General features: G+C 62.7%; 17 protein-coding genes and 1 rRNA gene. 12 read left to right on the forward strand and 6 right to left on the reverse strand.

Going from position 1 to position 23,753, the window contains the following annotated elements; translation table 11 throughout:
• The first annotated feature begins 2 nt into the window (after window positions 1-2).
• The 7 genes from rrf (at window position 3) to PSFL_RS05665 (ending at window position 11,915) form a co-directional block, all read left to right on the forward strand.
• Window positions 3-118, forward strand: a 5S ribosomal RNA gene (gene rrf, locus PSFL_RS05635).
• A gap of 155 nt (window positions 119-273) precedes the next feature.
• The gene (recC, locus tag PSFL_RS05640; RefSeq protein ID WP_397469792.1) at window positions 274-3,723 is read left to right on the forward strand and encodes an exodeoxyribonuclease V subunit gamma; all 3,450 of its coding nucleotides are present in this window, start codon (window positions 274-276) and stop codon (window positions 3,721-3,723) included.
• A complete protein-coding gene (recB, locus tag PSFL_RS05645) occupies window positions 3,720-7,397 on the forward strand; it encodes an exodeoxyribonuclease V subunit beta (RefSeq protein ID WP_397469793.1) in 3,678 nt (1,225 codons plus the stop codon). The genes recC and recB overlap by 4 nt, the downstream gene beginning before the upstream one ends.
• Complete coding sequence (gene recD / locus PSFL_RS05650; RefSeq protein ID WP_397469794.1) at window positions 7,394-9,442, forward strand: exodeoxyribonuclease V subunit alpha; 2,049 nt, start codon at window positions 7,394-7,396, stop codon at window positions 9,440-9,442. Before recB ends, recD begins: the two co-directional genes overlap by 4 nt.
• A gap of 139 nt (window positions 9,443-9,581) precedes the next feature.
• Window positions 9,582-10,154: a YfiR family protein gene (locus PSFL_RS05655; RefSeq protein WP_057439327.1), complete on the forward strand. Its 573-nt coding sequence runs from the start codon at window positions 9,582-9,584 to the stop codon at window positions 10,152-10,154.
• The gene (locus PSFL_RS05660) at window positions 10,151-11,419 is read left to right on the forward strand and encodes a diguanylate cyclase domain-containing protein (protein WP_057439326.1); all 1,269 of its coding nucleotides are present in this window, start codon (window positions 10,151-10,153) and stop codon (window positions 11,417-11,419) included. Before PSFL_RS05655 ends, PSFL_RS05660 begins: the two co-directional genes overlap by 4 nt.
• A complete protein-coding gene (locus tag PSFL_RS05665) occupies window positions 11,400-11,915 on the forward strand; it encodes an OmpA family protein (RefSeq protein WP_397469795.1) in 516 nt (171 codons plus the stop codon). Before PSFL_RS05660 ends, PSFL_RS05665 begins: the two co-directional genes overlap by 20 nt.
• Window positions 11,916-12,021: 106 nt before the next feature.
• Here PSFL_RS05665 and PSFL_RS05670 read toward each other — a convergent pair whose 3' ends face one another.
• Window positions 12,022-12,969, reverse strand: a complete 948-nt coding sequence (locus tag PSFL_RS05670) for a LysR family transcriptional regulator (RefSeq protein WP_057439324.1) — start codon at window positions 12,967-12,969, stop codon at window positions 12,022-12,024.
• A 131-nt stretch (window positions 12,970-13,100) separates the two neighbouring features.
• On the opposite strand from PSFL_RS05670, the gene PSFL_RS05675 reads away from it, so the two are divergent.
• Entirely contained in the window at window positions 13,101-14,627 is a 1,527-nt protein-coding gene (locus tag PSFL_RS05675) for a CoA-acylating methylmalonate-semialdehyde dehydrogenase (protein WP_057439323.1), read from the forward strand.
• A gap of 14 nt (window positions 14,628-14,641) precedes the next feature.
• Window positions 14,642-15,529: a 3-hydroxyisobutyrate dehydrogenase gene (gene mmsB / locus PSFL_RS05680; protein WP_198830972.1), complete on the forward strand. Its 888-nt coding sequence runs from the start codon at window positions 14,642-14,644 to the stop codon at window positions 15,527-15,529.
• Between the two features lie 48 nt (window positions 15,530-15,577).
• On the opposite strand, the gene PSFL_RS05685 is transcribed toward mmsB, so the two are convergent.
• Window positions 15,578-15,922, reverse strand: coding sequence for a cupin domain-containing protein (locus PSFL_RS05685; RefSeq protein WP_057439321.1), 345 nt, complete (start codon window positions 15,920-15,922; stop codon window positions 15,578-15,580).
• 362 nt (window positions 15,923-16,284) lie between these two features.
• On the opposite strand from PSFL_RS05685, the gene kynB reads away from it, so the two are divergent.
• Both kynB and kynA read left to right on the forward strand, forming a co-directional pair.
• Window positions 16,285-16,935 (forward strand): arylformamidase, encoded by a 651-nt coding sequence (gene kynB, locus PSFL_RS05690; protein ID WP_057439320.1) that lies wholly within the window; start codon window positions 16,285-16,287, stop codon window positions 16,933-16,935.
• On the forward strand, window positions 16,932-17,789 hold the full coding sequence (gene kynA / locus PSFL_RS05695; RefSeq protein ID WP_057960627.1) for a tryptophan 2,3-dioxygenase: 858 nt from the start codon (window positions 16,932-16,934) through the stop codon (window positions 17,787-17,789). Before kynB ends, kynA begins: the two co-directional genes overlap by 4 nt.
• A 206-nt stretch (window positions 17,790-17,995) precedes the next feature.
• Here the strand turns inward: kynA and PSFL_RS05700 are convergent, their stop codons facing one another.
• From PSFL_RS05700 to antA, 4 genes are all read right to left on the reverse strand, one after another.
• Window positions 17,996-19,399, reverse strand: a complete 1,404-nt coding sequence (locus tag PSFL_RS05700) for an amino acid permease (RefSeq protein WP_057439319.1) — start codon at window positions 19,397-19,399, stop codon at window positions 17,996-17,998.
• A gap of 71 nt (window positions 19,400-19,470) precedes the next feature.
• Window positions 19,471-20,478: an anthranilate 1,2-dioxygenase electron transfer component AntC gene (gene antC, locus PSFL_RS05705; RefSeq protein ID WP_169989845.1), complete on the reverse strand. Its 1,008-nt coding sequence runs from the start codon at window positions 20,476-20,478 to the stop codon at window positions 19,471-19,473.
• 63 nt (window positions 20,479-20,541) lie between these two features.
• Entirely contained in the window at window positions 20,542-21,033 is a 492-nt protein-coding gene (gene antB / locus PSFL_RS05710) for an anthranilate 1,2-dioxygenase small subunit (protein WP_057439317.1), read from the reverse strand.
• Entirely contained in the window at window positions 21,033-22,424 is a 1,392-nt protein-coding gene (gene antA, locus PSFL_RS05715) for an anthranilate 1,2-dioxygenase large subunit (RefSeq protein ID WP_057960625.1), read from the reverse strand. The genes antB and antA overlap by 1 nt, the downstream gene beginning before the upstream one ends.
• Before the next feature lie 309 nt (window positions 22,425-22,733).
• On the opposite strand from antA, the gene PSFL_RS05720 reads away from it, so the two are divergent.
• Window positions 22,734-23,735 (forward strand): helix-turn-helix domain-containing protein, encoded by a 1,002-nt coding sequence (locus PSFL_RS05720; RefSeq protein WP_057439316.1) that lies wholly within the window; start codon window positions 22,734-22,736, stop codon window positions 23,733-23,735.
• The last annotated feature ends 18 nt before the right edge of the window (window positions 23,736-23,753 follow it).

Consider the following 23,753-nt stretch of genomic DNA (forward strand, 5'->3'; position numbering starts at 1 on the left):
TTCTTGACGACCATAGAGCATTGGAACCACCTGATCCCATCCCGAACTCAGTAGTGAAACGATGCATCGCCGATGGTAGTGTGGGGTTTCCCCATGTGAGAGTAGGTCATCGTCAAGATTAAATTCCGAAACCCCAATTGCGAAAGCAGTTGGGGTTTTGTTTTGGGCGGTCGAAAAGCGCTGAGGCGATTTGGCGAGCAGTCCAACTCCGCCTGTAACGCCCTTCAATGCTAAAGTCGCTCCTTCGATTTTGCTTTTCCCAAGGAAGCCGTTATGCCGGATGCAACGTCCCTCAGTGCTGGATTTATGGTCGTCCACGGCAATCGCCTGGATGAACTGCGCAGCCTGGTCGTCAGTTGGATGCGTCGTTATCCATTGGCTCCCCTGGAAAACGAAATCGCTCTGGTGCAAAGCAACGGCATCGCCCAATGGCTCAAGCTGGCCCTTGCTGAAGACCCGGAAGAGGACGATCTGGGAGGGTGCGGCATAGCCGCGGCAATCGACGTGCAACTGCCCGGCAGCTTTATGTGGCAGCTCTATCGCATGGTCCTGGGCCGCGATGAAATCCCGGCCAAATCCTTGCTGGATAAAGCCCCACTGACGTGGCGCCTGATGCGCCTGTTGCCCGAGCTGATCGACCAGCCGCACTTCGAGCCCCTGCAACGCTTCCTCACCCATGACACTGACCTGCGTAAACGCTACCAACTGGCGGAGCGCCTGGCCGACCTGTTCGACCAGTATCAGGTGTATCGTGCCGACTGGCTGGAAGACTGGGCCGCTGGCCGCCACCAGTTGCGCAATGGCCGAGGCGAAGCCAAGCCCTTGAGCCCGGCCAACTGCTGGCAGGCCGAGTTATGGCGGGCGTTGCTGCTGGACGTTGGTGAGGAAGGCATGGCGCAAAGCCGTGCCGGGGTCCACCAGCGTTTTATCGAACGCATCAATAACCTGGACACCGCCCCCCAAGGCCTGCCGTCCCGCGTCATCGTGTTTGGCATTTCTTCCTTGCCCGCCCAGGCCCTTGAAGCCCTGGCCGGCCTGGCCCGTTTCAGCCAGGTGTTGCTCTGCGTGCACAACCCTTGCCGTCACCATTGGTCCGATATCGTCGCCGACAAAGACCTTCTGCGAAACGAATACAAACGCCAGGCGCGCAAGACCGGGATGCCTGTCACCATCGACCCGCAAACTTTGCACCAGCACGCCCACCCCTTGCTGGCCGCCTGGGGCAAGCAAGGTCGCGACTACATCAACCTGCTGGACAGCTACGACGATCCCAACAGCTACCGGTCGGCCTTCCGTGACGGGCGCATCGACCTGTTCAGCGACAGCGAGCCGACCACCGTTCTCAACCAGCTACAGGACGATATCCTCGAACTGCGCCCGCTCCCGGAAACCCGCGAGCGCTGGCCGGCCGTCGATCTGCAGCACGACACCTCGATCCGCTTCCACATCGCCCACAGCGCCCAGCGCGAAGTGGAAATTCTTCACGACCAACTGCTCCAACGCTTCAGCGCGGATCCGACGTTGCGCCCCCGCGACGTTATCGTCATGGTCCCGGACGTTGACAGCTATGCACCGCATATCCGTGCGGTGTTCGGCCAGTTGGACAAGAAAGACCCACGTTTCATCCCCTTCACCCTGACGGACCAGGGCCAACGGGGCCGCGACCCGCTGTTGATCGCCGTCGAGCACCTGCTGAAACTCCCGGACAGCCGTTTCCCGGTCAGCGAAATCCTCGACTTGCTGGACGTTCCCGCCTTGCGCGAACGCTTCGCCATCCAGGAGCGCGACCTGCCCACGCTGCACCGTTGGATAGAAGGCGCTGGCATCCGCTGGGGGCTCGATGCCGAACAGCGCGCAGGCCTGGGCCTGCCCAGTGCGCTGGAGCAGAACAGCTGGAGATTCGGCCTGCGCCGCATGCTGCTGGGCTACGCCGTCGGCAGTGGCGCAGCCTGCGCCGGCATTGAGCCCTATGACGAAATCGGCGGCCTCGACGCGGCGCTGATCGGGCCCTTGGTCGCCCTGCTTGACGCATTGCACGATGCCCACCAAGCCCTGTCACAGCCCGCGACCCCGCGAGCCTGGGGCGCACGCCTGCAAGACCTGATGCAGCGCTTCTTCCTGCCCAGCAATGAACACGATGACTATCTGCTGGGTCAGTTGGAGCAACTGCGGGAAGACTGGCTGGAGACCTGCGAGTCCGTCGGCCTGTACGACGAATTACCGCTGACTGTCGTGCGTGAGGCCTGGCTTGCCGGTCTCGACCAGGGCCGCTTGTCCCAGCGTTTTCTCGCCGGTGCCGTGAACTTCTGCACCCTGATGCCGATGCGGGCCATCCCCTTCAAGCTGGTGTGCCTGCTGGGCATGAACGACGGCGACTATCCCCGCGCGCAACCGCCGCTGGATTTCGACCTGATGGGCAGCGACTACCGCCCCGGCGACCGCTCCCGGCGCGAAGACGACCGATACCTGCTGCTCGAAGCCCTGCTCTCGGCGCGCGACCAGCTCTACATCAGTTGGGTCGGCCGCAGCATCCGCGATAACAGCGAGCGCCCGGCGTCCGTGCTGATCGGCCAACTGCGCGATCACCTCGCCAGCGGCTGGCAGCATGCCCAGGAGCAACCGTTGCTGGAGGCGATGACCCAGGAACACCCATTGCAACCCTTCAGTGCGCGTTACTTCCACGAGGGCGATCCACTGTTCAGCTACGCCCGCGAATGGCAGCTGTTACACGAAGTTCAAGACCAGCCCCTCGAAACGACCGGTCTGGCACCCCACATCCAGGAAGAACCCCTGAGCCAGGGTCAGTTGCAGGACTTTTTGCGTAACCCTGTCAGGCATTTCTTCAGCCAGCGCCTCAAAGTATTTTTCGAAGCCGCTGAAGTGCCCCTGGCCGATGAAGAACCCTTCGTCCTCGACGCCTTGCAGCGCTACACCTTGAGCGACAGCCTGCTCGCCGCCGCGCTGACCGACCCGGATCATCTCGAACAAGCCCTGCAGGCCCAAGCGCAACGTCTTCAAGGCAGTGGCCTGCTGCCCATGGTCGGTTTCGGCGAATGCCTGCGCAACGAGCTGATCGAACCCTTGCCTGACTTGCTGCAACGCTACCAGCAACTCCTGGCACTCTGGCCCACGCCACACAATACGGCGGAGCCCGTCAGCTTCGCGCACCAGGGTATTCAACTCGACGGCTGGGTCAGCGGCTTGCACCGGCGCAGCGATGGCGGCTTGCTCAGCGTGACCACCATCCCCAACAGCATCGGCTCGATCAAGACCCGCAAGTGGCATCGCCTGATCCGCCCATGGGTCAACCACCTGGTGGCCTGCGCCTGTGGCCTGCCCTTGAGCACCGGCCTGGTGGCGAGTGATGACACGCTCCTACTGGCGCCACTGGAGCAAAACCTTGCCCAGGATGTGCTTGGCAACCTGCTCCTGGCCTGGCGGGCCGGCATGAGCGAACCACTACCGATCGCGGTGAAGACCGCCTTCGCCTGGCTCGGCCAGACTGACCCGGACAAAGCCCAGGCCGCTGCCCTTAAAGCCTACGAAGGCGATGGCATCACCAGCGATGGCGAGCGCCGCGAAAGCCCGGCCCTCACCCGGCAATTCCCCGACTACGCGGCCCTGGTCGCCAGTGAAGATTTCGAAGGCTGGTGCGAAACCCTGTACCGCCCACTCATCACCGCCCCCTGGCGATCACTGACCAGCGAGGAGGCCCGCTCATGAGCACCAAACCCCTGGCCCTGGCCTTCCCCCTGCGTGGCAGCCAACTGATCGAAGCCAGCGCCGGTACCGGCAAGACCTTCACCATCTCCGCGTTATACCTGCGCCTGGTTCTGGGCCACGGTGGCGATGAGGCGGGTTTTGGCCGCGAATTGCTGCCGCCGCAAATCCTCGTGGTGACCTTCACCGATGCCGCCACCAAAGAGCTGCGTGAACGCATCCGCACCCGCCTGGCACAAGCGGCGCGTTTCTTTCGTGACGAAATCGAACAGCCCGATGCCCTGATCGCCGAGCTGCGTGATCAGTACAGCGCCGAGCAGTGGCAGGGTTGCGCCAACCGCCTCGACATCGCCGCGCAATGGATGGACGAGGCCGCCGTCTCGACCATCCACAGTTGGTGCCAGCGCATGCTGCGCGAGCACGCTTTCGACAGTGGCAGCCTGTTTACCCAGACCCTGGAAACCGACCACAGCGACTTGCTTGGCGAAGTGTTGCGCGACTACTGGCGGCTGTTCTGCTACCCGATGCACGGCGATGCCCTGAACTGGGTCCGCAGCAACTGGGGGGGCCCTGCGGCGCTGATGCCCCGAGTGCGCGCGTTGTTCGGTAGCGAGCGCCCCGGTGATGAACCCCGTGAGCCCGCCGAGCTGATCGAGGCCTGCTTGCACGAGCGCCGCGAGGCTCTGGTGGCGCTCAAGGCCCCCTGGCAGCAATGGGCCGCCGAGCTGCGCGAGATCTGCCTGCAAGCTGTCGCCGCCAAGGCTGTGGATGGTCGCAAGATGCAGGCCCGTTATTTCGAGCCCTGGTTCGAGAAAATCAGCGCCTGGGCCGCTGACGAAACCCTGGAGCAACTGGACATCGGCACCGGCTTCACCCGCCTGACCCCCGAGGGTATGGCCGAAGCCTGGAAGGGCGACGCCCCCCATCACCCCGGCCTGGATGCCATGGCGGGCCTCAAAGCCAGCCTCGACGCCTTGCCCACGCCCGATGCTGCAGTGTTGCAACACGCGGCGGCCTGGGTCGGCAAACGCTTTGAAGAAGAGAAACGCCGGCGTGCCGAGATGGGTTTCGACGACATGCTCATCCGCCTCGACGCCGCCCTGCAAACCGAGGGTGGCGAACGCCTGGCCAGCGTAATCCGCGAGCAATTCCCGGTGGCCCTGATCGACGAATTCCAGGACACCGACCCGGTGCAGTACCGGATCTTCGAAAGCATCTACCGCATCGAAGACAACAGCCCGCACAGCGGCCTGTTCCTGATCGGCGACCCCAAGCAGGCGATCTATGCGTTTCGCGGCGCCGATATCTACACCTACCTGCGCGCCCGCCAGGCCACCGCCGGGCGTTTGCATACCCTGGGCACCAACTTTCGCTCCAGCCATGCGATGGTCGAGGCGGTCAACCACGTGTTCGAGCGTGCGGAATCCGGGCGTGGGGCGTTTCTGTTTCGTACGCCCGACGGCGACAACCCGGTGCCTTTCCAGCCGGTGTCGTCCCAGGGTCGCAAGGAGCAGTTGCAGGTCGATGGCCACACACTGCCAGCCCTGAATATCTGGCACCTGCCCACCGACCAGCCGATCTCCAATGTGCGGTATCGCCAGCAATTGGCCGGCGCGTGCGCCAGCCAGATTGTCGCGTTGCTCAATGGCGGTCAGCAGGGCACGGCAGGGTTTATCAAGGGGGCAGGCTTCACTCCCGTGCAACCGTCGAACATCGCCATCCTTGTGCGTGACGGCAAGGAAGCCCAGGCCGTACGCGGTGAGCTGGCCGCGCGCGGTGTGCGCAGCGTGTACCTGTCCGATAAGGACTCGGTATTCGCCTCCCAGGAAGCCCATGACCTGCTCGCCTGGCTCAAAGCCTGTGCCGAACCGGATGTCGAGCGCCCGCTGCGCGCGGCCCTGGCCTGCGTCACCCTCAACCTGTCGCTGCCCGAGCTGGAGCAACTGAACCAGGACGAACTGGTCTGGGAGCAGCGAGTCATGCAGTTCCGCGATTACCGCGTGATCTGGCGCACCCAGGGCGTGCTGCCGATGCTGCGGCGCCTGCTGCATGACTTCAAGTTGCCGCAAACCCTGATTGCCCGCAGCGATGGCGAACGGGTGCTGACCAACCTGCTGCACCTGTGCGAGTTGCTGCAACAGGCCGCCGCAGAGCTGGACGGCGAACAAGCGCTGATCCGCCATCTTGCGGAGCACCTGGCGCTCTCGGGCCAGGCCGGCGAAGAGCAGATCCTGCGCCTGGAAAGCGATGAGCAACTGGTCAAAGTGGTGACTATCCACAAGTCCAAGGGCCTGGAGTACGACCTGGTCTTCCTGCCGTTTATCTGCTCGGCCAAGCCGGTCGACGGCAGCCGCCTGCCGCTGCATTACCACGATGCCAACGGCAAGTCCCAGGTCAGCCTGAAACCCACCGTCGAACTGATCGCCCAGGCCGATGACGAGCGCCTGGCCGAAGACCTGCGTCTGTTCTATGTGGCGCTGACCCGGGCCAAACACGCCTGTTGGCTTGGCGTGGCCGACCTCAAGCGCGGCAATAACAACAGTTCGGTGTTGCACCTGTCAGCCCTGGGTTATCTGCTGGGCGGCGGCGCGGCCCTGGGTGAGTCCGCAGCCCTGGCCCGTTGGCTGATGGATTTGCAGGACGGCTGCGCGGCGATTGCCTACGGGCAAATGCCGGAAGCTGACACCAGTACCTACCAACCTCCGCGCAATGACGCGACCTTGCTCGCGCCGCTGCTGCCCAAGCGCAAGGCCGCGGAAAACTGGTGGATCGCGTCCTACAGCGCCCTGCGCATCGGCGAAAGCATGAGCGCCGCCAGCCTGGAGGCCCCGGAAAGCCCCCAGGCACAGAAGCTGTTCGACGACGAACGCCTGGACCCGGATGCACCGCGCGAAGTCGCCGCGTCTGGCGGGGATATTCACCGTTTCCCACGGGGGCCCAACCCCGGGACCTTTCTCCACGGGCTGCTGGAGTGGGCCGGTAACGAAGGCTTCAACGTAACGGCCGAAGCCATCGAAGATGCCGTTGCCCGGCGCTGCAACCGACGTGGCTGGGAAGGCTGGATCGGCACCCTCAGCGGCTGGCTCGGGCACCTGTTGCAACTGCCGTTGGGCCTGGGCCATGGGCAGGCCTCAGTGACCCTGAGCGACCTGCAGCAGTATCAGATTGAAATGGAGTTCTGGTTCGCCAGCCACAAAGTCGATGTGCTCGCCCTCGACCAACTGGTCTGCCAATACACCCATGACGGCGTGTCGCGGGTCGCCGCCGAGCCGGTGTTGCTCAATGGCATGTTCAAGGGCTTTATCGACCTGACCTTCGAACATGACGGCCGCTACTACGTGGCTGACTACAAATCCAACTGGCTCGGCGCCGACGACGCGGCCTACACCCGTGAGGCCATGGAACAGTCGATTCTCGACCATCGCTACGACCTGCAATATGTCCTCTACCTGCTGGCCCTGCATCGCCAACTCAAGGCGCGCCTGCCGGATTACGATTACGACCGGCATGTGGGCGGCGCGCTCTATCTATTCCTGCGCGGTAGCCAAGCCGTGAGCCAGGGCGCGTATTTCACCCGGCCGCCACGGGAGCTGATCGAACGCCTGGACCTGCTGTTCCAGGGCAAGCCGCAACCGCCCAAGGTCGAACCGGCCTGGGAACAAGGAGTCCTGCTATGAGCCTCTCGACAATGCCGCTGGAGGCACTGGCACCGCTGGATCGCGCTGACGACCTGATGCACCTGCTGGAGCGCTGGGTCGAGCGCGGCTGGCTGCGGGCGCTGGACAAGGCGTTCGTCGGCTTTCTCCACGAACTGGATCCACAGGCCGATCCCCTGGTGCTTCTGGCCGCCGCCCTGACCAGTCACCAACTGGGCCACGGCCATGTGTGCCTGGACCTGTTCGAAACCCTGAAGGCCCCGGATTTCGCTCTGTCGCTGCCCCCAGAAGGGGATCTTTCAAGTGGCGTGATGCTGCTGCCCTCGCAATTGCTTGAGGGCCTGGACGGCACCCATTGGTGCCATGCCCTGGCCGCAAGCCCGCTGGTGGCGCTGGCCGTCGATGGCAGTGCTGCGGCGCAAAGCCGGCCATTGGTATTGTCGGGCAAGCGCCTGTATCTGCGGCGTTACTGGACCTATGAGCGACGCATCGACAGCGCCTTGCGTCAGCGTCTTGCCGTGCAGGAAGCGGTCTCGGCCGACTTGCCCCAGCGCTTGAATGGCCTGTTCGACCAACCGCCCCCGGACGGCGTGGTCGATTGGCAGAAACTCGCCTGTGCCCTGGCCACGCGCGGCGCGTTCAGCATCGTCACCGGCGGCCCCGGCACCGGCAAGACCACCACGGTGGTGCGCCTGTTGGCCTTGCTGCAGGCACCCGCTGTGGAGCAGGGCACGGCCTTGCGCATCCGCCTGGCGGCGCCCACCGGCAAGGCGGCGGCACGCTTGACCGAATCCATCAGCCAGCAAGTACGCTCGCTGCAAGTGCCCGACGCTGTACGCGAAAAAATCCCCACCGAGGTCACCACCGTGCACCGCCTGTTGGGTAGCCGTCCCGGCACCCGGCATTTCCGCCATCACGCGGGCAACCTGTTGCCGCTGGATGTGCTGGTGGTGGATGAAGCCTCGATGATCGACCTGGAAATGATGGCCAACCTGCTGGATGCCTTGCCGCCCCATGCACGCCTGGTACTGCTGGGGGACAAGGACCAATTGGCCTCGGTGGAAGCCGGCGCGGTGCTCGGCGATTTGTGCCGCGATGCCGAAGCGGGTTGGTACAGCCCCGACACCCGGCAATGGCTGGAAAACGTCAGCAGCGAGACCCTGGCGGGCAGCGGCCTGCAGGAAGATCTCGACACCAGTCATCCGCTGGCGCAACAAGTGGTCATGCTGCGTTATTCCCGGCGTTTTGGCGAAGGCAGCGGCATCGGCCAACTGGCACGCTGGGTCAACCAGCAAAACCCCGAGCAGGCTCGGCAACTGCTGGACGCCGGCAGCCACGACCTGTTTTGCCTGCACCTCAAGGGCGAGCATGACCGCGCCCTGGAGCGCCTGGTGCTGGACGGGCAGGGCAGCGATGCTCAGGGCTATCGCTACTACCTGAACCTGTTGCGCACCACGCGCCCGGCAGCCGAGACACCCCGCGACGACTTGCGCTGGACCGACTGGGCGCGCCAGTTGTTGCAAGCCTTCGATGCCTTCCAGTTGCTGTGCGCGGTACGCAAGGGCCCCTGGGGCGTGGAAGGCCTCAACCAGCGCATCACCGCGGCGCTGCTCAAGGCCCGGCTGATCGACAGCGACCAGCAATGGTACGAAGGCCGCCCGGTACTGATGACCCGCAACGACTACGGCCTGGGCTTGATGAACGGTGACATTGGTATCGCCTTGAAGCTGCCCGAAAGCGACGGTGGGCCGCAGGTGCTGCGTGTGGCCTTCCCGCGTAACGATGGCCAGGGCGGGGTGCGCTTTGTGCTGCCCAGCCGCCTCAATGATGTGGAAACCGTCTATGCCATGACCGTGCACAAGTCCCAGGGCTCGGAGTTTGCCCACACGGCCTTGATCTTGCCGGATGCACTGAACCCGGTACTGACCAAGGAGCTGATCTACACCGGCATCACCCGCGCCAAGGATCGCTTCAGCTTGATCGAGACCCGTGGCGGGGTTTTCGAAGAGGCGGTGCGGCGCAAGGTAAAACGGTTGAGCGGGCTGATGTTGGAGTTGGGTGCGTGAGAATGTGGGAAAAACCTGACCGATATGTCGGGTTTTTCGTGATGAATGGCAGAATCTACCTAGAGCCCGTCTCGATGGGGTTTCCGCCAATATGCTATCGTTGCGGCATTATCCCGAGAAGATCATAGAGAATCGCTGCATGAACGTGGCTGTCTCGCCCGCAGAGCGTAGTTGGAGCTGGAGACGATTGCTGCTATCGGCCGTTTTGTGTCTCGTCACGCCTCTGGCTTTTGCCCAGGCGCCCACAGCCAGTGCAGCCGACCAGCGGGCCCAGGCCGTCACCCAGGTGATACTGGGGATTCTCAGCTACGCCCGTTGGCCGGTGGAGCCCGCGCAACTGCGGTTGTGCATCGTTGGCCCGACCCAATACACCGACGACCTGGTCAAGGGCACCACCCAGGCCACCGGCCGGCCGGTGGTGGTCCAGCGCTTGCTGGCGGACAACCCCAATATCGTCAATGCGTGCGACGCGCTGTACATCGGCAAGCTCACTCCTGACGAGCGTGGCCGCCTGTTCACCGCGTTGACTGGCCATCCGGTGCTGAGCATCAGCGAAGGCGGCGATCAATGCACTGTGGGCAGCCTGTTTTGCCTGCGGGTCAGTGATGAGCAAGTCTCGTTCGAGGTCAACCTCGACTCCGTCGCCCGCAGCGGTGTGCGCATCCACCCCAGCGTCCTGCAGTTATCCCGTCGTCGGGCGCCGGAGCCATGAAACTGCGTAACGCCAAAACCCGCCCTACATTACGTTCGGTCCTTGGTCGCGGGCACCTGAGTGTGGCGCTGGTGGCCGTAGCCATGGCCAGCGTCTCCCTGACCCTGCTGGGGGTGCTGGCCCTGCGGGTGTATGCCGACCACAACCTGCACCTGATCGCCCGTTCGATCAACTACACCGTGGAAGCCGCAGTGGTGTTCAAGGACCGCGTGGCGGCCACCGAAGCCCTGGCGCTGATTGCCTCCACTGAAGAAGTCGCTGAAGCCCGGGTGCTGGACCTCAACGGCAGCACCCTGGCCCATTGGGTGCGTCCGGAAACGGGGGTGCTGTCCAGGATCGAGCTGGAGTTGGCCCACACACTGCTGGAAGAGCCCATCCGCCAGCCGATCCTGCATCAAGGCCAGAAAATTGGCACCGTCGAGTTGAGTGGCCACGGCGGTAGTCTGTTGCGCTTTTTGCTCAGTGGCCTGGCGGGGATCATCATCTGTACTGCCATCAGTGGCTGGGTAGCGATTTACCTGGCGCGGCGCATGTTGCGCGGCATCACCGGCCCGCTGCACAGCCTGGCCGACGTGGCCCACGCCGCGCGCAGCGAGCGGGCCTTCGACCGCCGTGTGCCACCGGCGCAGATCGCCGAGCTCGACAGCCTGGGCAACGACTTCAATGCCCTGCTCGACGAGTTGGAAGCCTGGCAAACCCACCTGCAAAGCGAAAACGAAACCCTTGCCCACCAGGCCAGCCATGACAGCCTGACCGGGCTGCCCAACCGCGCCTTCTTTGAGGGCCGCCTGATTCGCGCCTTGCGCAGCGCGGCCAAGCTCAACGAGCGAGTGGCGGTGCTGTTCCTCGACAGTGACCGCTTCAAAGACATCAACGACAATTTCGGGCATGCCGCCGGTGACGCCGTACTGGTTGCGGTCGCCGCGCGCGTGCGGGCGCAACTGCGCGAGAGCGACCTGGTGGCCCGCCTGGGCGGTGACGAGTTCGCCATCCTGCTCTCGCCCCTGCACAAGCTCGAAGATGCCCAGCGCATCGCCGACAAAATCATCGCCAGCATGGACCAGCCCATCCCGCTGCCGGGCAACACTGAAGTGTTGACCTCACTCAGTATCGGTATCGCGGTATATCCCGATCATGGTGCCACTCCCGGCGCCTTGCTCAATGCCGCCGATGTGGCGATGTACCAGGCCAAACGCCTTTCCCAGGGCGGCCAGCACACGGCGGAGTCGGAGCACTCGGCCGCCAATGTTCAACACAGGAGTTGATCCCTTGTTTGCTAACACACGCGTTCTGTTTGTCACCTTGTTTATTGCACTACTGGCCCTGAGTGGCTGCCAGACTCCCCCCCCAAAAGGCCTGACCCCGGTGCAAGTGGCGGTGCTCAAACAACAAGGCTTCGAACTGACCGACGAAGGCTGGGCGTTTGGCCTGTCGGGCAAAGTGCTGTTTGGCAGCGACGTCGAAAAACTCAACACGCCCAGCACCGAGATCGTCGAACGCATCGGCAAGGCCCTCACCGGCGTGGGCATCGAACGCGTGCGCGTAGACGGCCACACCGATGCCTCGGGCAAGGAAGCCTACAACCAGCAACTATCCCTGCGCCGGGCGAAAAGCGTGGGCAAGGTCTTGGTGGGCGTGGGTATGAAGGAAGAGAACGTACAACTGCGCGGCCTGGGCAGCAGCGAGCCGGTGGCCTCCAACAGCACCTCCGCGGGCCGTACCGAAAACCGCCGGGTGTCGATTGTAGTGATCGCCGACTGAGCCGACAGGCCGTTCTGAATTTCAAACACGCTCAACTGTAGGAGCGGGTAAGCCCGCTCCTACACTTAGTAGTGCCGACCCAACGTTCTGTGCCCGCAGCAGCCATTCAGTCGGCAAACACCATCTCCCGCGTTTCCCCCATCAACAACCCCTGGTTCTGCTCCGTCACCTCACGGATGTAATCCCACAACAACGTAATCCGCTTCAACTTGCGCAAATCCTCCCGGCAATACATCCAGAACTGCCGCGTAATATTGATCTCCTCCCCCAACACCGGCAGCAACCGCGAGTCCTGCGCGGCCAGGAAGCACGGCAAGATCGCCAGCGAACGCCCCTGCTGCGCCGCCACGTACTGCGCAATCACGCTGGTGCTGCGCAGGCTGGCGCTGGCACCTGGGACGACATTGGCCAGGTACAGCAGCTCTGAGCTGAACGCCAGGTCATCCACGTAGCTGATAAACGGATGGTCGGCCAAATCGGCCGGGCGGCGGATGGGCGGGTGCTGGTCGAGGTATTCCTGGGTCGCGTACAGCTGCAACTTGTAGTCGCACAGTTTGCAGCACACGTAGGGCCCGTGTTCCGGGCGTTCCAGGGCGATGACGATGTCGGCTTCGCGCTTGGACAGGCTGATGAAGTGGGGCAGGGGCAGGATGTCGACCGAGATCGCCGGGTAGGTGTCGACGAAGTGGCTCAGTTGCGGGGTGACGAAAAAACTACCGAACCCTTCGGTACAGCCCATGCGCACATGCCCCGACAGCGCCACGCCGGAGCCCGATACTTGTTCGCAGGCCATATGCAGGGTGCTTTCGATGGACTCGGCGTAACCCAGTAAACGCTGGCCTTCATTGGTCAGCACAAACCCGCTGGTCCGGGATTTCTCGAACAGCAGGGTGCCCAGCGAGCCTTCCAGCGAGCTGATGCGCCGTGACACGGTGGTGTAGTCCACCGCCAGGCGCTTGGCAGCGACGCTGGCCTTGCGGGTACGCGCCACTTCGAGGAAAAACTTCAGGTCATCCCAGTTCAGCGAGCCTAAAGACGTGATGTTTTTTTGCATGTTGGACCGGCTTTTATGTGGGTTCTTATTGGAAGTTTGCACATCTATACTCCAAAAATCGTCCGAACGCCTCATCCTCAAGGCGCTTCACGCCTTGGCTCTCTGCATAACTACAAGATCTGGAGACCACAATGAACGCATCGCTTACGTCTGCCGATACCACCGTCAAACAGGCCAAACTGTTGATCAACGGTGAATGGGTCGAGTCCAAGACCACCGAATGGCAAGACATCGTCAACCCGGCGACCCAACAAGTCCTGGCCCGTGTGCCCTTTGCCACGGCCGATGAAGTCAACGCGGCCATCGACGCTGCCCATCGCGCCTTCCAGACCTGGAAGCTGACGCCGATCGGCGCGCGCATGCGCATCATGCTCAAGCTGCAGGCGCTGATTCGTGAACACTCCAAACGTATTGCCGTAGTCCTCAGTGCCGAGCAGGGCAAGACCATTGCCGATGCCGAGGGCGATATTTTCCGTGGCCTGGAAGTGGTCGAGCACGCGTGCTCCATCGGCACCCTGCAAATGGGCGAGTTCGCCGAGAACGTCGCCGGTGGCGTCGACACCTACACCCTGCGCCAACCCATCGGCGTCTGCGCCGGCATCACCCCGTTCAACTTCCCGGCGATGATCCCGCTGTGGATGTTCCCGATGGCCATCGCCTGCGGCAACACCTTCGTGCTCAAGCCTTCGGAGCAGGATCCGCTGTCGACCCTGATGCTGGTGGAACTGGCGTTGGAAGCCGGGGTGCCGGCCGGTGTGTTGAACGTGGTCCACGGTGGCAAGGATGTGGTGGATGCCCTGTGCACCCACAAAGATATCAAGGCCGTGTCCTTTGTCGGCTCGACCGCCGTCGGCACCCACGTCTACGACCTGGCGGGCAAGCACGGCAAGCGCGTGCAGTCGATGATGGGCGCGAAGAACCATGCGGTGGTGCTGCCCGATGCCAACCGTGAACAGACGCTCAACGCACTGGTCGGCGCTGGTTTCGGCGCGGCCGGCCAGCGCTGCATGGCCACCTCGGTGGTGGTGCTGGTGGGCGCGGCCAAGCAGTGGCTGCCGGACCTCAAGGCCCTGGCGCTGAAGCTTAAAGTCAACGCCGGCAGCGAAGCCGGGACCGACGTGGGCCCAGTGATTTCCAAGCGCGCCAAGGCGCGTATCCTCGACTTGATCGAAAGCGGTGTGAAAGAAGGCGCCAAGCTGGAACTGGACGGCCGCGACATCCAGGTGCCGGGCTTCGAGCAAGGCAACTTCGTCGGTCCGACCCTGTTCTCGGGCGTGACCACCGATATGCAGATCTACACCCAGGAAATCTTCGGCCCGGTGCTGGTGGTGCTGGAAGTCGATACCCTCGACGAAGCCATCGCCCTGGTCAACGCCAACCCGTTCGGCAACGGCACCGGCCTGTTCACCCAGAGCGGTGCGGCGGCGCGCAAGTTCCAGAGCGAAATCGACGTCGGCCAGGTCGGCATCAACATCCCGATCCCGGTGCCAGTGCCGATCTTCAGCTTCACCGGTTCCCGTGGTTCGAAACTCGGCGACCTGGGCCCGTACGGCAAGCAAGTGGTGCAGTTCTACACCCAGACCAAAACCGTCACCAGCCGCTGGTTTGACGACGACAGCGTCAATGATGGCGTCAACACCACCATCAACCTGCGTTGATCAAGGAGACGACCATGAAGATTGCATTTATCGGCCTGGGCAACATGGGCGCACCCATGGCCCGCAACCTGATCAAGGCTGGCCACGCGCTGAACCTGTTTGACCTGAACCAGACCGTGCTCAAGGAACTGGCCGAATTGGGCGGCACCATCAGTGCCTCACCGCGCGCAGCATCAGAAGGCGCCGAACTGGTGTTGACCATGCTGCCCGCTGCCGCCCATGTGCGCAGCGTCTGGCTGAGTGAAGACGGCGTGCTCGCCGGTATCGGCAAAGGCGTGCCGGCCGTGGATTGCAGCACCATTGACCCTCAGACCGCCCGCGATGTGGCGGCTGCGGCAGCCAAGCACGGCGTGGCGATGGCCGATGCGCCGGTCTCCGGCGGCACGGGCGGGGCGCAGGCGGGGACGCTGACCTTTATGGTCGGCGCCACCCCGGAACTGTTCGCCACCCTGCATCCGGTGCTGGCGCAGATGGGCCGCAACATCGTGCATTGCGGTGAAGTCGGCACCGGGCAAATCGCCAAGATCTGCAACAACCTGCTGCTGGGCATCAGCATGGTCGGCGTCAGCGAGGCCATGGCCCTGGGCGATGCGCTGGGCATCGACACCCAGGTGCTGGCCGGCATCATCAACAGCTCCACCGGGCGCTGCTGGAGCTCCGACACCTACAACCCATGGCCGGGCGTGATCGAGACCGCGCCGTCATCCCGGGGTTATACCGGGGGGTTTGGCGCTGACCTGATGCTCAAGGACCTGGGCCTGGCGACCGAAGCGGCACGCCAGGCGCACCAGCCGGTGATCCTGGGGGCGGTGGCGCAGCAGTTGTATCAAGCGATGAGCCAGCGTGGGGAAGGGGGCAAGGACTTCTCGGCGATCATCAACAGCTATCGCAAGCTCCAATAGGGGATTTTCCGGGAGCCCGCGTCGGGTGGGCTCCCGGGTTTTTCGTGCTCAGGCAAACACGAAGTACTTACGCACCGTCTCGACCACTTCCCACGTGCCCTTCATGCCGGGCTCCACCACAAAGATATCCCCAGCGCGCAAATGGATCGGCTCCAGGCCGTCCGGGGTGATCACGCAGTAGCCTTCCTGGAAATGGCAGTATTCCCACTTCACGTACTCCACGTACCACTTGCCCGGAGTGCAGATCCAGGTGCCCATGATCTTGCTGCCGTCTTCGCTGGTGTAGGCGTTGAGGTTGACGGTGTGCGGGTCACCTTCGAGTTTCTCCCACTTGCAGGCATCCAGGACCGGCAGGGGATGGGTATCGCGCAGTACGGTGATCGGCTGGGACATGATGGCTCCAAGGCAGGGAAATGAAGCCCCACCCTATAGCCCCAGGCCAGATGCCAGTGGTCTGAACTCGACACTGGGATGCCCAGAAGCGCATTGGAATACGATCTTAAAACCTACACCGTCCCTGTGGGAGCGGGCTTGCCCGCGATGGCGGTGTGTCAGGTGACACATTTTTACTGGTCCACTGCTATCGCGGGCAAGCCCGCTCCCACATTTGATCTGGGGTGGCTGATGGATCCATTCAATAATCAGACGTTTCTTCGCAGTAACTACGAAAGAAATCAGCCTTCGCGCTGGAATTCGCAAGAATATTTACCGCTGGCCCTCGTATCATTCACCTTAGAAACGACCGAGAGCCTCGTATGAACCCAATAAAAACGTGGTGGGATATCAGCCCACCCTTGAGCACCGCCACCCCGACCTGGCCGGGCGATACGCCCTTCCAGGAAGAGCGCGTCTGGCAGTTCGGCCCCGAATGCCCGGTAAACGTCGGCCGCATTACGCTGTCGCCCCACACCGGCGCCCATGTCGATGCGCCGTTGCACTACAGCGCCGACGGTGCGCCCATCGGCGAAGTTTCGCTGGATGTGTACCTGGGGCCGTGCCGGGTGCTGTATTGCCTGGACAGCGGCGCGCTGGTGCAGCCCGAGCAGTTGCAAGGTCGCCTGGATAACCTGCCGGAGCGCGTGCTGCTGCGCACTTATCAACAGGCGCCGTTGACCACCTGGGACGCGAATTTCACCGCCGTCGCCAAGGAAACAATCGAGCTGCTGGCCAGCCTCGGCGTGCGCCTGATCGGCATCGACACGCCGTCCCTGGACCCGCAGCAGTCCAAGACCATGGATGCCCACAACGCCGTCGCCCGTCATGGCATGGCGATTCTCGAGGGCATCGTGCTCGACGACGTCCCGCAGGGCGATTACGAGTTGATCGCGCTGCCGCTGCGTTTTGCCAACCTCGATGCCAGCCCGGTACGAGCAATCCTGCGCCCGCTCAAGGAGCCCACGCGATGAGCCAGTGTCCTTTCTCCCCTGATTACCAGCCGCCGGAAGAATGGCATAACGCCGAGCTGAATTTTTCCGAGTCCATGAGCTATGGCGACTACCTGGACCTGGGCAAAGTGCTCACGGCCCAGCACCCGCTGTCGCCGGACCACAACGAAATGCTGTTTATCATCCAGCACCAGACCTCCGAGCTGTGGATGAAGCTGATGCTCCACGAACTCAAGGCTGCCCGCGAACATGTGCGCCTGGGTGAGCTGGCGCCGGCGTTCAAGATGCTGGCGCGGGTCTCGCGGATTTTCGATCAACTGGTGCACGCCTGGGCGGTCCTGGCGACCATGACACCGTCGGAATACAAGGCGATCCGCCCGTACCTGGGGCAGTCGTCGGGCTTCCAGTCGTTCCAGTACCGGGAAATCGAGTTCATCCTCGGCAATAAAAGCGCGGCGCTGTTGCGGCCCCACGCCCATCGCCCGGAGTTGCTCAAGGAGCTGCAAGTGGCGATCGCCACGCCGTCGCTGTATGACGAAGCGATCAACCTGATGATCAAGGCGGGCCTGGCGATTGACCCGCAGCGTGCGCAACGCGACCCGACGGCGCCTACGGTTCATGACGAATCCGTGGAGGCGGCGTGGCGCGAGGTGTACCGCGACCCGACCCGTTACTGGGACCTGTATCAGTTGGCCGAGAAGTTTATCGACCTGGAAGACTCGTTCCGCCAATGGCGCTTCCGCCATGTGACCACGGTGGAGCGGATCATCGGCTTCCAGCCGGGCACCGGTGGCACTGAGGGCGTGGGGTACTTGCGCAAGATGCTCGACACCGTGCTGTTCCCCGAGCTGTGGCGGGTGCGTTCGACGCTCTGATTGAAACCCAACAAAAAGCCCCGGCACTCATTGAGTACCGGGGCTTTTTGTTGGCAATGCATTCCTATTGTGACCCTGTTCATGTGGGAGCCGGGCTTGCCCGCGATGCAGGCGGCTCGGTCATTCAGTTAGACCGAGTCGATGCCATCGCAGGCAAGCCAGATCCCACATAAGCCAGCTCCTGCACAAGCCGGCTTCTACACAGGTTATTGCGCGACAGCCAAGGCCTTGTTCTTCCTGGAGCGCAACCAGTACGCCAGGAAGAGAATCCCCACCCACACCGGCATCGCATACACCGATGGGCGCATGTCCGGGATTGCCAGCATCACGCCAACGATCACCAGCATGAACGCCAGGCACAGGTAGTTGCTGAACGGGAACCAGAAGGTCTTGAACGACGGCACCACGCCTTGCTCGCCCATGGCCTTGCGGAACTTGATGTGCGTCAGGCTGATCAGCGCCCAGTTGATCATCAGCGAAGCAACCACCAGGGCAAACAACAGCACCAGTGCATCCTTGGGTGCCACGTAGTTGATCACCACGCACAGCAACGTCACCAGGGCCGAAATGCCCAGGGCGCGCAACGGAACGCCTTGCTTGTTGAGCTTCATCAGCGCCTTGGGCGCGTCGCCTTGCTCGGCCAGGCCGAACAGCATGCGGCTGTTGCAGTACACGCCGCTGTTGTACACGGACAGTGCCGCGGTCAGCACCACGAAGTTGAGGATGTGCGCGGCGGTGTCGTTACCGATCAACGAGAAGATCTGCACGAACGGGCTGGCACTGTAGGCATCGCCGGATGCGCCGAGGGTTTGCAGCAGTTGATCCCATGGGTACAACGACAGCAGCACGGTCAGGGCGCCGACGTAGAAAATCAGGATCCGGTACACCACCTGGTTGATCGCCTTGGGGATCACCTTGCGCGGCTCGCTGGCTTCGGCAGCCGTAATACCCACCAGCTCCAGGCCGCCGAACGAGAACATGATGAACGCCATTGCCATCAGCAGGCCCATGCCGCCGTTAGGGAAGAAACCGCCGTGGTCCCACAGGTTGCTGATCGAGGCTTGCGGGCCACCGGTACCGCTGAACAGCAGGTAGCAGCCGAGCACGATCATGCCGATGATCGCCACCACCTTGATGATCGCGAACCAGAACTCGGTCTCACCGAAGAACTTCACGTTCAGGGTGTTGATCAGGTTCACCGCAACGAAGAACACCACCGCGCTGACCCAGGTCGGCACTTCAGGCCACCAGAACTGGATGTACTTGCCCACCGCTGTCAGCTCGGCCATGCCCACCAGTACATACAGCACCCAGTAGTTCCAGCCGGCGAGAAAGCCGGCATAGCCGCCCCAGTACTTGTGGGCGAAGTGGCTGAAGGAACCGGCGACCGGTTCCTCGACGATCATCTCGCCCAACTGGCGCATGATCAGGAACGCGATAAACCCGGCTATCGCATAGCCCAGGATCATCGACGGCCCCGCCGATTTCAGCACCCCGGCCGAACCGAGGAACAAACCCGTACCAATCGCCCCGCCCAGGGCAATCAGCTGAATATGCCGGTTTTTCAGGCCACGCTTGAGGCCAACCGGGTTAACCATGTCATCCGCCATTAACATTCCCTTCTACTTGTTTTTTTCAGGGTTGATCCTGCACGCCAGATCCGCCCCTCACTGCTGAGGGGTCAGATATTACTCTCGGTAAACTTTTCGTAATACAGCTGAACGCCATCAAGTGCCTGATCTTGCAGCCAGTTCTTAATGGATTCGACCATTGGAGGGGGGCCGCACACGTACATATCGGCCGATCTATCCCGCAATTCGGCCACGTCGAAATGCTCGGTCAGATAACCGCGCTTGCCGGACCACTGCGGCGATGGGTCGCTGAGCACTTCGGTGTAGCGAAAACCACGGATGGACTCGGCATACGCCTTGATGCGCTCGGCCTCGCACAAATCCTCGGCCCCGCGCACCCCGTAATACAGATGCACCGGTTGCTCGCAGCCGCGTTCGGCCAATTCATCGAGCATCCCCAACAGTGCCGACAACCCGGTGCCGCCGGCCACCAGCACCAGGGGCTGGGTGACGTGCCGCAGATAAAACGCGCCCAGCGGTGCCTGCAGCTTGATTTCATCGCCGACCTGGCAGCGCTCGCGCACGTAATTGCTCATTACCCCATCCGGCAGCAAGCGGATCAGGAACTGCAAGCGGTTGCCCGGGCGGTTGGCGAAGGAGTAGGAGCGCTGATGCTCGGTACCGGGAATCGACAGCCGCGCATATTGCCCCGGCAGAAAGTCTAGGGCGCGCTCCAGTTGCACCGACAGGATCGCGGTGCTGGCCGACACCTGCTGCACCTCGCACACCGTGGCGCTGAGTTGTTCCGGGCCCGGTGCGTTGCACAGGCTTGAGTCGAAATCGAAGTAAAACGCCGCGTCGGATTGGACCCGGGTCTGGCAACTGAGCATCTTGCGTTGTTGCAGGTCGAGGCTGGACAGGGCCTCGTCATCCACATAGTCCTGGCTGTAGTCGCCGGACTCGCAGCGTCCCTGGCAGGTGCCGCACACGCCTTCGCGGCAATCCAGGGGGATCTTGATGCCGTTGCGCAACGCCGCGTCCAGCAGGATTTCGTTGCTGGCCACCGGAAAGAACAAGGTCTTGCCGTCGGCAAAACTGAAGGCCACTTTGTGATTCATCCACCGCACTCCGCGTAGATAGATTGATGACTGGCGAGGTTGCCCCTCGCCACAGGGGCACGGTCAGAGGTGATAGAAGTCCAGCACCGAGTTGATGGTGTCGTTGAGCAGCAGCGCATGCTTGCGCGTGATCAGCCAACTGTCGCCATGGGGCTTGAGGCTGTAGGTGGCGTGGCCATAGAACTGCTCCGACATCGCCAGCCGATAGAACAGCGTGTGCCAGTTCAGCCGCACTTCCAGGCAGCCATCAGCCTGCTCGGCAATCCGTACGTTATTGATCAGGTGCAAGGTGCGCGGCATCGGCGTGGCGGACGCGGCCTTGCCGGTGCGCAGGCGGAACACCCGGTCTTCCAGGCCCGAGCGGTTGGCGTAGTAGATCAGCGACATCTCGCGCTTGGGGTCGCGGGTGTAGACGTGCTCGGAGTCCCATTGCGGCAGGTGGAACTCACTCTGCGGGTCGAACAACTGCACGTAGGCGTCCCAGTCCTGGGCGTCGCACAGCTCGGACTTGCGGTAGAAAAACTGCTCGATCTGATACTGCAATTGCGCGTTCATCATTTCACCTCGTGCAGTTTCAACGATTGCGCCTCAAGCCCGTCCAGCAGGAATGTCTGCCAGTTGCGGTGCTGGTTGACGTACAACCCTTCGTGGGTGAATTCGGTACCGGTCATGGCCGGTTGGATGCCGATGGCCTCGCTGTTGGGCGTCGGCCCGGTTTCCCAACGATGGCTGCCCCGGGAGATATCGCTCCAGCGTTCCAGGCGGCCCTGGAAGCCGCGCTGGGCTTCGCGAAATTCCACCAGGTCATCCGGGGTGCCCATGCCGGACACGTTGAAAAAGTCTTCAAACTGGCGGATGCGGTTTTCGCGGTCGGCATCGGACTCGTGCTTGACCCCCAGGCACTGGCTGATGATCTCGGTCTTGTTCCACGCCACCGGGCGGATGATGCGCAGTTGCGAGCTGATCTGGTCGAGAAAGAACAGGCTGGGGTACACGTTGAGGTTGCGCAGGCGGTGCATCATCCACTCGGCCTTTTGCTGGCCGTGTTCTGCCACCAGGCGCGGCATGATGGTGGCGTAGCCGGAGCGTACGCTGGGGTTGGGCATGTCGCTGAACAACACGCTGTGGCCGTTGTTGAAGGCAAACCAGCCGTCATCGGTATTGGCATCGCCGGCGCCGAGTTTGCTGTAGTCCAGGGTGCTGCCGGAGGCGCTGCCGTTTTCCGTATTGACCTGCTGGCGATGCTGCACCGTGGCCACGTAGTTATAGTGCACGGTGCTGACGTGGTAACCGTCCAGGCCGTTTTCGTTCTGCAGCTTCCAGTTGCCGTCGTAGGTGTAGGCCGACTTGCCGGGCAGCACTTCCAGCTCGCCGGTGGCGGACTGCGCGACCATCATGTCGAAGAACACTTTGGAGTCGCCGAGGAAGTCTTGCAGGCTGTTGCTGCCGTGCACGTCGAGGCTGATAAACACAAAGCCCTTGTAGCTTTCGATGCGCGCCTTCTTCAGGCCGCGGGTGGCCTTGTCGAAACCTTCCGGGTATTCCCCCGGCGCCTTGACCTTCACCAGGCGGCCGTCGCTCTTGTAGCACCAGGCGTGGAACGGGCAGGTAAAGGTCGACTGGTTGCCCTTGCCGACCCGGGTCAGGGTGGTGCCGCGATGCTGGCAGGCGTTGATCAGGGCGTTGAGCTGGCCTTCACCGTCGCGGGTGATGATCATCGGCTGACGCCCGGCGCGCATGGTTACGAAGTCGTGGTTATTGGCCAGTTCGCTTTCGTGGCAGGCGTAGATCCAGTTCTTTTCGAAGATCAGTTCCATCTCCAGGTCGAACAGCTCAGGTTCGGTGAACATGTCCCGGGCGATGCGGAACACACCCTCGGCCGGACGGAAATCCAGGCAGCTTTCGATAAACGTTTTCCATTGCTCGACGCTTCTTGCACCACTCATGGGAGGCACCTTTTATTGGGTAGCTAATCGGTGGTTCATTAGAGGCGGGCAGGGGGGCGGCCAGCTATCCGCTTAATGGGGGAAGATGGGCCGCATAGTTGGGGCGCAAATACCCACATCCGTGCAACGACGCCGGGGAATGCGCTACTGTCAGGCCAGGCAATTGTCGAAAAAGCCGGCTTCTTATCCACATAGTCGACGCTCACTATCCACCCAGTGGCCAAGTGCGCGACGTGGCGCAGAACTTGCCTTGATCCACCGGACGCGCCGTCAGAGCGCGCTGGCCACAACCGCCGTGAGTGCACCCTGATGAGTAGCCATACACGCGATATCCGTATTGAACGTTTCGACCTTGAAGGCGCCCGCAGCTGGATGTCCGGCATCTGCGGGCCCCACCGGCTGGAAACCGCCACCCCGGAGCGCCTGCGCTTCCACCACAGTGCCAATGTGTTCAAGTCCCGCGCCACCACCCTGGGGGTGATCGAATACGGCACCGACGTGACCATCGACATCGAAGACGCCGAGCACTTCAGCAGCTACAGCCTGAGCCTGCCGCTGGTGGGCGAGCAGGAGCTGAGCAAGGGTGGCCAGCGCCTGAGTTCCAACCGCGACCAGGGCGTGATCATTTCGCCCAATGAACACCAGGTGCTGGCGATCTCCGGCGACTGCCGCAAGCTGCAAGTGGTGATCACCCGTGCGGCGATGAGCGAAACCCTGGAGGGCTTGTTGCAGCGGCCGATTGATGCGCCGTTGCGCTTTGAATCGGTGATGGATGCGGTGCAGGGCGCGCCGGCGGCGTGGTGGCGCATGGCACGGCACTTCATTGCGGAGCTGGAGCACAGCAGCGAACTGTATGACCAGGCCGCGTTTACCCGCGACCTGGAAAGCTCGCTGATCAAGGGCCTGATCCTGGCCCAGCCGAACAACTATTCCGAAGAACTGCGCGACGTGCTGGGGGTCAAGCTGCCCCACTACCTGATCCGCGCCCGCCAGTACATCCACGCCAACGCCCGCGAAGCGCTGCACCTGGAAGACCTCGAGGCGGCCACCGGGGTGTCGCGGTTCAAGCTGTTCGATGCGTTTCGCAAATACTTCGCGCTGTCGCCCATGGCCTACTTGAAGAAGTACCGCTTGAGCGCGGTGCGCCAGGAAATTCTCGAGCATGGTGCTACCCGCACCATCTCCGAGATTGCCCTGGGCTGGGGCTTTACCCACCTGGGAAGGTTTTCGGCGGAGTACCGCAAGCTGTTCGACGAATCCCCCAGCCAGACGCTGCAGCGCAACGATGCGCGGCGCATGCGGGGTGCCTGAACACAATGCAGCTCCCAC

Source organism: Pseudomonas sp. DD1 (assembly GCF_044510355.1).
Lineage (GTDB): Bacteria > Pseudomonadota > Gammaproteobacteria > Pseudomonadales > Pseudomonadaceae > Aquipseudomonas > Aquipseudomonas shahriarae.

Excerpts from the sequence above, each read along its gene's own strand:
- PSFL_RS05700 (WP_057439319.1), bottom strand. The coding sequence starts at position 19,399 with ATGGCGGATGACATGGTTAACCCGGTTGGCCTCAAGCGTGGCCTGAAA.
- recD (WP_397469794.1), top strand. The coding sequence starts at position 7,394 with ATGAGCCTCTCGACAATGCCGCTGGAGGCACTGGCACCGCTGGATCGC.
- recB (WP_397469793.1), top strand. The coding sequence starts at position 3,720 with ATGAGCACCAAACCCCTGGCCCTGGCCTTCCCCCTGCGTGGCAGCCAA.
- PSFL_RS05665 (WP_397469795.1), top strand. The coding sequence starts at position 11,400 with ATGTTCAACACAGGAGTTGATCCCTTGTTTGCTAACACACGCGTTCTG.
- mmsB (WP_198830972.1), top strand. The coding sequence starts at position 14,642 with ATGAAGATTGCATTTATCGGCCTGGGCAACATGGGCGCACCCATGGCC.
- PSFL_RS05675 (WP_057439323.1), top strand. The coding sequence starts at position 13,101 with ATGAACGCATCGCTTACGTCTGCCGATACCACCGTCAAACAGGCCAAA.
- PSFL_RS05660 (WP_057439326.1), top strand. The coding sequence starts at position 10,151 with ATGAAACTGCGTAACGCCAAAACCCGCCCTACATTACGTTCGGTCCTT.
- antA (WP_057960625.1), bottom strand. The coding sequence starts at position 22,424 with ATGAGTGGTGCAAGAAGCGTCGAGCAATGGAAAACGTTTATCGAAAGC.
- kynA (WP_057960627.1), top strand. The coding sequence starts at position 16,932 with ATGAGCCAGTGTCCTTTCTCCCCTGATTACCAGCCGCCGGAAGAATGG.
- antC (WP_169989845.1), bottom strand. The coding sequence starts at position 20,478 with ATGAATCACAAAGTGGCCTTCAGTTTTGCCGACGGCAAGACCTTGTTC.
- PSFL_RS05670 (WP_057439324.1), bottom strand. The coding sequence starts at position 12,969 with ATGCAAAAAAACATCACGTCTTTAGGCTCGCTGAACTGGGATGACCTG.
- kynB (WP_057439320.1), top strand. The coding sequence starts at position 16,285 with ATGAACCCAATAAAAACGTGGTGGGATATCAGCCCACCCTTGAGCACC.
- antB (WP_057439317.1), bottom strand. The coding sequence starts at position 21,033 with ATGAACGCGCAATTGCAGTATCAGATCGAGCAGTTTTTCTACCGCAAG.
- PSFL_RS05720 (WP_057439316.1), top strand. The coding sequence starts at position 22,734 with ATGAGTAGCCATACACGCGATATCCGTATTGAACGTTTCGACCTTGAA.
- recC (WP_397469792.1), top strand. The coding sequence starts at position 274 with ATGCCGGATGCAACGTCCCTCAGTGCTGGATTTATGGTCGTCCACGGC.
- PSFL_RS05685 (WP_057439321.1), bottom strand. The coding sequence starts at position 15,922 with ATGTCCCAGCCGATCACCGTACTGCGCGATACCCATCCCCTGCCGGTC.
- PSFL_RS05655 (WP_057439327.1), top strand. The coding sequence starts at position 9,582 with ATGAACGTGGCTGTCTCGCCCGCAGAGCGTAGTTGGAGCTGGAGACGA.